The organism is Streptomyces regalis, from assembly GCF_001509475.1.
In the GTDB taxonomy this organism is placed as follows: Bacteria; Actinomycetota; Actinomycetes; order Streptomycetales; family Streptomycetaceae; genus Streptomyces; species Streptomyces regalis.
The window spans coordinates 1-7365 of record NZ_LLZG01000160.1 but is presented as its reverse complement, the minus strand read 5'-3'; the positions used below and the strand labels follow the sequence as shown (position 1 = coordinate 7365).

Below are 7365 nucleotides of genomic sequence, written 5' to 3'. Positions count from 1 at the left end.
GGCCCCCGCGACAGCCACCACCAGCAACCCGACCACCCACGGCCTGACCAGCACGGTCCGCACCCGCCCCATCCCGTTCCTCCTCCTGAGAACCATCCGTCGTCACCCCATTGAACGGAACGAACGGCCCTCCCGGCGCCCGGAGCTGATGACGAAACCCTTACGTCACGGCCCTGGCCTTCAGCGCAGACGCATCGTCGCGGACGAGCACGGCGCACCGCCCACGGCTCACGGCATGGTACGCCGGGGCCGCGGCGGTCTTCGTTTCGGCCGCGGTGGCTGTGGGAGCGGGGCACCATCGGGCGTGGCTACTGGCTCGGAGCCGGGCGCGGGGGCTCTGAACGGTCAGCCTCCTCGCCGGCGTACAGGGCGGGGTGCTCCTCGCCAACACCTTCCGCGACCATGTACGCCACCTCGAGGAATGGATCGACTCGCTGTCGTAGACGACCCAGCCGCAGCATCGGGCGGCCCATCATGTCGAAGATCCTGCCCCCCGGCCGGGTCAGCGCCGAGCCTCCCCGGCACGGGATCGATAGATGTGACGTAATCCTTACGCCGACAGCTGCGGGCTTACGTGGAGGCGTTCGGCGGTGTGGACTCCTGAGCGACCGAATTATCGATCTTGCGATGGAGTGATCATGAGACGGATTCGTTCCGTGGTCGCCGCGGCCGCGGGCCTGGCCGCCGCCTTCCTCAGCGTTCCTGCCGCCGCATGGGCCGCCACCACCCCCGACGTCCCCGAGACGTTGCGGATCTCCAACGGCCCCTACGAGGGCTTCCAGCTCTGTGGCGCTCAGACCCCACCAACGTTCAGCACCACCAACAGTTTCGCACCAACGTTCGCCGCCTCGGTCAAGGGCGTGGACCCCCAGCCCGACCTGGGCGGGACGATCGAGCTCGCGCGCCCGGGCGAGCAGCCGTTTCGGACCTTCCAGGTCAGCACGGGGCCGGTCGGCCACGAGTGGGGCATCCAGATTCCCACCAGCACATTCGGCCCGGATGACTACCAGTGGCGGATCCGCGCCGAGGGCTCCGACGGCCCGTCCGCCTGGTCCGCTTGGTGCACGTTCACCGTGACCGGCCCGGCGCCCACGCCCACGGAGTTCTCCTACAGCCCCGACGGCGGCAAGCACTGCCTGGATGTGAGCGGCGCCAGCACGGAAGACGCCGCGACGGTGCAGGTGTGGGACTGCAACGGCTCCTTGGGGCAGACCTGGAAGATCACGCCCGAGGGCACCATGGTGAACCCGAATTCAGGCAAGTGTCTGGACGTGGCCGACGGGGGTACCGCCAACGGCACCAAAGTACAGATCTACACATGCAACGGCACCGGCGCCCAACAGTGGCGCTACGACCAGCCGACCCCGGCCGCCTTCACCAACACCCAGTCGGGCAAGTGCCTGGACGTGCCCTACTCGAAATTCACCAACGGAGTCCAGGTCCAGATCCACGAGTGCAACGGCACCAACGCCCAGATCTGGAAGCAGCTCACCCCCGCCTGACCAGAAAATCGAGGCCCCAGAGCCACCGGCAGAAGCTCGGGGTCAGTCGGCGACGCCCCGTAGCGGCCCTTCTCCTCGCCGAAGCGGATAGCCGTCGTCCAGTCCTTGCGTGGCACTCCGGTGCCACATCGCCAGGCACCCGGCGGGAGGGCGCCGGGTCAGCGGCGCAGGAGGTGCCGCACGGCGACGACGGCCTGCATGGCGGCGGCCGGACGCAGCAGGGCGGGCCGGGGCCTGTCGGGCATGCTGCCGCGGCGAATACTGACCGCGGTGACCGCGACGACGGGCGCCATCCATGCGGCGAGGGCCGCGGCCCGCACCGTTCGGCTTGGTTCGTGTCGCAGTACGAGCCAGGTCCAGAAGGCGGCGTCGGCGAGGGAGTCGGCGTCATCGCCGAACGGGGAGACGACGCTCTGGCGGCGGCCGATCGCCAGCAGGCCCGACCAGCGGCTGTGCCCGAGGGCCGTGGCGGGGAGGTTGCCTCGCAGCAGGGTGAGCACGTCAGCCGACGAGAGCCGGCCGCGGTGCTCCAACAGGCCCAGATGCAGGACAGTGAGAGTCCAGCTGGTGGTCACCCACGCCCGGGCTCCGGGAGCACGGGCGGTCGTGAACAGCAGCCCGTGCAGGGCGCCGGCCTGCGCGAACGCAGTCGGGCGCCGGGCCGCCTGGCGCATGGACCGGTGAGCGGCCAGATGCAGGAACCGCCCCACAGCGCCCGGTCTCCACCGGCCGGTGCGGAGCGTCTCCAGCAAGGCGTCGGTCGCGGCACGGCTGTCGGTGAGCTCGGATACGGGTACGGACACGGTCGGCGGACCCTCCTCGTGTCTGCGGTGTTCTGAGCCCACCGTAGGCGGCCGACCCGGGTGGGGGCCGTGAGCGCGCTCACCGATCAACACGCCGGCCGGCCGCAAGCCCAGCGCCGCCCCACCATCGGTGATCAAGTCGCGGGTTCGGTGAGCGCGCTTACAGTTCCCGGCCGCGGTACGGCCGTAGCGTCGTGGGCATGGTGCTGCGGCTCGTGCTGGGCACGATCTATACGGCGATGGGGATCGGGCAGCTCGCCTCCATGGGTGAGATGCCGGCCATCCTCGGCGCGTACGGCCTGGTGCAAGGCGCCGCCGCAGCGATGCTGGCCGTGTTGCTGCATCGCCCCGGTGTGGGTGTTCACGGCCGGTGTGGCTGGTGTGGGGCGTGCCGGCGGTGCAGGCATTCGCCCGGGAGCTGTCGGTGACCGACTGCGGCTGTTTCGGCGTCTACCTCACTCAGCGGCCCGGCTGGTTCGTCCCGGTCCAGGATGCTCCCCCTGAGAGCAGCAGCGGATAGGCACATCCGTGACAACAAGGTCTAGGGACGCGCAGGAGTACCTGGCCTCGGCCCGCTTCAACAAGCCCGGCACGATCCCGGCTGCCCCAGCGACTGCGGGCTGTGCCCGGAGCACAAGCAGCACGCCTGCCTGGGCATCATCGAGGTCAACACCGGCTGCAACCTGGACGGCTACGCCATCACCCACGAACAGTGCGCGGCCATGCTCGACGTGTTCGTGGAGTCGGAGGGCGAGGCGGAAGTGGTGATGTTCTCCGGCGGAGAGCCCACCATCCACAAACACATCCTCGACTTCATCGACCTGGCCCAGGCCCGCCCGATCAGGAACGTCACCCTCAACACCAACGGCGTCCGCCTGGCCACCGACCACCGCTTCGTCGCCGAACTGGGCAAGCGCAACCAGACGCCTGGCCGCTCGGTGAACATCTACCTGCAGTTCGACGGCTTCGACGAGCGCACGCACCGGGAGATCCGCGGCCGGGACCTGCGCACGCTCAAGCAACGGGCGTTGGACAACTGCGCCGAGGCCGGGCTGACCGTCGCCCTGGTGGCCGCCGTCGAACGCGGGTTGAACGAGCACGAGTTGGGCGACATCGTCGAGTTCGGCATCGACCACCCGGCCGTCCGCTCGGTGGCGTTCCAGCCGGTCACCCACTCGGGCCGGCACGTGGAGTTCGACCCGCTCCATCGGCTCACCAACCCCGACGTCATCCGGCTCATCAACGCCAAGTGCCCACAGTGGTTCGCCAAGGGCGACTTCTTCCCCCGTCGTCCCCATCCCGCGCCTACTCAACGTGGAGGACTACCTCGAGTACGTCACCAACCACGTCCTACCGGGCGCCGACATCCGCGAGGCTCGGCCGAACGATGACGCCGACCCCACCCGCGTCGCCGGACGGCCCCGGACCCGTGCCGCAGGGTGCTGCCCAGCGCGGCAGCACCCCCGGCAGCGACCTTGTGCCCTACTGTCTGGCCGAGGGCACCGACGCACTGGCCAGCCCGCCATGGGGCGCCGCGCCACCGCCCTGGGCGCCGGGGCGACGCGAGGAGACCACGCACATGATCGAGCGCGACGACGAAGCCGACCGCACCTGGTGCATGTCCGAGGTCGACATCTTCCGCGACCTGTCCGAGCCGGAGATGGAGGCCATCGCCGAAGCGGCCCCCATGAGAACCTACTCTGCCGGGGAGATCCTCCACTCCCCGCAGCAGCCCAGCGAGGTGCTGTTCATCCTCAAACGCGGCCGGGTGCGCATCTTCCGCGTCTCCGCCGACGGCCGCGCCCTGACCTGCGCCATCATCAGCCCCGGCACGATCTTCGGCGAAATGGCCCTGCTCGGCCAACGGATGTACGACAACTTCGCCGAAGCCCTCGACGACGTCACCGTGTGTGTGATGAGCCGCGCAGACGTGCACAAGTTCCTACTCTCCGACGCCCGCATCGCCGCCCGGATCACCGAGATGCTCGGCCTCCGCGTCGCCGATCTCGAACAGCGCCTGTCCGACAGCGTCTTCAAGTCTGTCCCCCAGCGCATCGCCGCCACTCTGACCACCCTCGCCGCCCGCGCCGACACCCCCACCGGCAGGCTGCTGCCGACGGCACGCCACCCGCAGATCGTCCTCACCCACGAACAGCTCGCCGCCCTGGCCGGCACCTCCCGCGAGACGACCACCAAGGTCCTGCACGAGTTCGCCGGCCGCGGCCTGCTCCGCCTGGCCCGCGGCCGCATCACCGTCCTGGACCCCGAGCGGCTGAACGACGCCGCCGGATAAACCGGCGCCACCCCACCGAGGAGGCCCCATGGACCTCACCGTGCTGGTCGTACCGGGGTGCCCCCACGCTCCGCTGGTGCGCAAACGCCTGTCACTCGCCCTGGACGAACCGGCAGACACTGCAGTGACCTGGCGCGAGATCACTGACAACGCGGACGCCGAACGCCTGGGCATGCACGGCTCACCCACCCTGCTGATCAACGGCGCCGACCCGCTGGCACCACCAGGACACCCAGCAAGCCTGTCCTGCCGAGTCGGCCCCTTGCCCACCGTTGAGCAGTTGCGCGCACTCCTTGCCGAGGCAGACCGCGGCGGGGTGGTCTGAGCGAGATTCCAGAAGTTCTGCATGTGACGCGTGGCGGTGTTCGTGCGGTCGAGGGCGTTGACACGAGTCTCACCGGGGGTTGGACCATGGGTGTCGTCGAGGTCCGTGCCACCCGGCCGAAACCCTGCTCGACGCTCACCGGACCATCAGCAGGTGCTCGATGCCCAGTTCTGTCACGGCGACACCTCGGTCATCGACGTCACCGCGCCGTACACCCGGAGCGGTTCGTGATCCAACGGCCTGCGCAAGCCTCACGGCCGCTCGTCGTCATGATGCGCGATCACCCGCAGAAACCGATCGGCCTCGGCGAGCGCAGCCTCCCCTGTCGTGACTTTGGCCCGGGGCCGCTCCCCGACTTCTCCCAGGGGGAGGGCGGGGTCGGTCAGACCGCGCTGAATGCGCCCGAGCAGTTCACGGGCTACTGTTCACGACCGCCTGTGCTCCCGGAGCCCGGGCGTGGGTGACCACCAGCTGGACTCTCACTGTCCTGCATCTGGGCCTGTTGGAGCACCACGGCCGGCTCTCGTCGAGGCAACCTCCCCGCCACGGCCCTCGGGCACAGCCGCTGGTCGGGCCTGCTGGCGATCGGGCTCGATCTGACCGACGGCCACGTGGCCCGCCGCCAGACCGCCTTTCCTGTTCTGGTGCTGACGGCCAGGCGCATCCCGCCTTTGGGCAATGTGTCGGGGACGAGCGCCATGTACGTCACTGCGGAGGACTTGCCAGCCGGGATGGTCGCATCGTCGTCGGGGTCAACGACGCTGGGGGTCAGACCGAAGAAGCAGAACGCAGGCCGGTCCGCGGCGTCGCCGGTGGTGACACCCGTCAGACCCCACGTCAACTGACGGCAGTTCTTGGTGCCGATGGATTTGTCGGCAGGTACGACCCGTCTCACCTCGGCCTGCGACGCCGTCACGCCGAGCTGGTCTCCCAGCTTCAGGATGCTGGGTGCCGGGAGCTGCCGGGTCAGCAGGCTCGGCGGGATCCTCGACCGGGTTGAAGGTTGCTTCCGTCGCGCTGAATCGGTAGCGAAACCCGTCGGAGGTCGTGAGGTCGACCTCCGCTACCGGCTTCGTGGCCGTGGCCGCAGGCTTGTCGCCCGCTTCGTGATCACCACTCTCCGCACTCCAGCCGCAGCCCTGAACGAGCAGCGCACCACAGGCACCAAGCAGCGCAACGACTCGATGGGCATCTCGTCGGCCGCTACCCGGCATCCAGCCACCTCACGGATCTCGTTCGCAACGGCCGACAGCACAGCGGGATGTCGGCCGGGGACAGCCCCGCGGCCACGCCCACTCGGTGACGCCATCTCCACCCACGTGCTCGGCGAGCCGCACCGGCAGCCGGGACGCTGCCCGGCTGAAGGCAATCCCAACACTCCCAGCACCGATCACCGACCCGCAGCGGCGCCTACGCCCATGCACAGACAGAACAACGTCATGCGCGGCGACAGGTCCGGTTCGGCCGCGCGCTCGCCGATCCGATCCGCTGCCGCATCCTGCTCGCCCTGCGCGAAGCCCCGGCCCACCCCGCCGACCTTGCCGATGCACTGGGCGTCTCTCGCACCCGGCTGTCGAACCACCTTGCCTGCCTGCGCGACTGCGGTCTCGTCCTCGCAGTACCCGATGGCCGCCGTACCCGCTACGAGCTGGCCGACGACCGCCTCGGGCATGCACTCGACGACCTGCGAACCGCCGTGGTGGCCGTCGAGACCGACCGCACATGCGTCGACTCCGACGCCAAGGACTGCTGCCCATGACCGCGATATCCCTCGGACCGTCTCCAGCCCGACGCGACACCCTCGCCCACCGGATACGCCTGCTGGTCGCCGCGACCATCACCTACAACGTCATCGAGGCGGGCGTCGCCCTCACTGCCGGCACCCTCGCCTCCTCCACCGCACTGATCGGCTTCGGCCTGGACTCCGTCGTCGAGGTCTCCTCGCCCACCGCGGTCGCCTGGCAGTTCTCCGCACGCGAGCACGCCGTACGTGAAGCCCGCGAGAAGACCACCCTGCGCATCATCGCGGTGTCGTTCTTCGCGCTCGCCGCCTACGTCACGGTTGACGCCGTCCGCGCCCTGGCCGGTATGGGCGAAGCCGAACGGTCCCTCCCGGGCATCGTGCTCGGCGCCCTGTCCCTGGCGGTGATGCCGTTCCTATCCGCCGCCCAGCGCCGCGCGGGCCGCGAACTCGGCTCCACCTCGGCGGTCGCCGACTCCAAGCAGACCCTGCAGTGCACGTACCTGTCCGCCGTGCTCCTGGTGGGCCTGGTCCTCAACGCCACACTCGGCTGGTCTTGGGCCGACCCGATCGCCGCCCTCGTTATCGCCGCCGTCGCCGTGGGGACTGTAAGACGTTCGGTGTAACTCCCGATCATGGAAGATGCATCGATGACCAGTGAGAACGTGTCCGGATCCGAGGCTGTCGAGCCCGTGGAGGCT

The 7365-nt window shown here is 69.5% G+C and carries 8 protein-coding genes; 7 read left to right on the top strand and 1 reads right to left on the bottom strand.

Annotated elements, in window-relative coordinates:
- Window positions 1–638: 638 nt before the first annotated feature.
- Window positions 639–1502 (top strand): RICIN domain-containing protein, encoded by an 864-nt coding sequence (locus tag ADL12_RS20340; RefSeq protein ID WP_107119973.1) that lies wholly within the window; start codon window positions 639–641, stop codon window positions 1500–1502.
- Window positions 1503–1660: 158 nt separating this feature from the next.
- Here ADL12_RS20340 and ADL12_RS20335 read toward each other — a convergent pair whose 3' ends face one another.
- On the bottom strand, window positions 1661–2305 hold the full coding sequence (locus tag ADL12_RS20335) for a hypothetical protein (protein WP_062704095.1): 645 nt from the start codon (window positions 2303–2305) through the stop codon (window positions 1661–1663).
- Between the two features lie 200 nt (window positions 2306–2505).
- Between ADL12_RS20335 and ADL12_RS20330 the strand changes: the two genes are divergently transcribed.
- The 6 genes from ADL12_RS20330 (at window position 2506) to ADL12_RS20305 (ending at window position 7290) form a co-directional block, all read left to right on the top strand.
- Window positions 2506–2733: a hypothetical protein gene (locus ADL12_RS20330; RefSeq protein WP_159053220.1), complete on the top strand. Its 228-nt coding sequence runs from the start codon at window positions 2506–2508 to the stop codon at window positions 2731–2733.
- A 192-nt stretch (window positions 2734–2925) separates the two neighbouring features.
- Window positions 2926–3696 (top strand): radical SAM protein, encoded by a 771-nt coding sequence (locus ADL12_RS20325; protein ID WP_341846365.1) that lies wholly within the window; start codon window positions 2926–2928, stop codon window positions 3694–3696.
- On the top strand, window positions 3693–4598 hold the full coding sequence (locus ADL12_RS20320) for a Crp/Fnr family transcriptional regulator (protein ID WP_244187980.1): 906 nt from the start codon (window positions 3693–3695) through the stop codon (window positions 4596–4598). Before ADL12_RS20325 ends, ADL12_RS20320 begins: the two co-directional genes overlap by 4 nt.
- Window positions 4599–4626: 28 nt before the next feature.
- Window positions 4627–4923 carry a thioredoxin domain-containing protein gene (locus ADL12_RS20315; RefSeq protein ID WP_062704093.1) on the top strand — a complete coding sequence of 99 codons (297 nt, stop codon included), beginning with the start codon at window positions 4627–4629 and terminating at the stop codon, window positions 4921–4923.
- A gap of 1483 nt (window positions 4924–6406) precedes the next feature.
- Window positions 6407–6682, top strand: coding sequence for a helix-turn-helix domain-containing protein (locus ADL12_RS50655; protein WP_079052166.1), 276 nt, complete (start codon window positions 6407–6409; stop codon window positions 6680–6682).
- Window positions 6679–7290 carry a cation efflux transmembrane domain-containing protein gene (locus tag ADL12_RS20305; protein ID WP_062704091.1) on the top strand — a complete coding sequence of 204 codons (612 nt, stop codon included), beginning with the start codon at window positions 6679–6681 and terminating at the stop codon, window positions 7288–7290. Before ADL12_RS50655 ends, ADL12_RS20305 begins: the two co-directional genes overlap by 4 nt.
- Window positions 7291–7365 lie beyond the last annotated feature (75 nt).

Coding starts and splice junctions, on each gene's coding strand:
- ADL12_RS20340 (WP_107119973.1), top strand. CDS start 639: ATGAGACGGATTCGTTCCGTGGTCGCCGCGGCCGCGGGCCTGGCCGCC.
- ADL12_RS20330 (WP_159053220.1), top strand. CDS start 2,506: ATGGTGCTGCGGCTCGTGCTGGGCACGATCTATACGGCGATGGGGATC.
- ADL12_RS20320 (WP_244187980.1), top strand. CDS start 3,693: ATGACGCCGACCCCACCCGCGTCGCCGGACGGCCCCGGACCCGTGCCG.
- ADL12_RS20315 (WP_062704093.1), top strand. CDS start 4,627: ATGGACCTCACCGTGCTGGTCGTACCGGGGTGCCCCCACGCTCCGCTG.
- ADL12_RS20305 (WP_062704091.1), top strand. CDS start 6,679: ATGACCGCGATATCCCTCGGACCGTCTCCAGCCCGACGCGACACCCTC.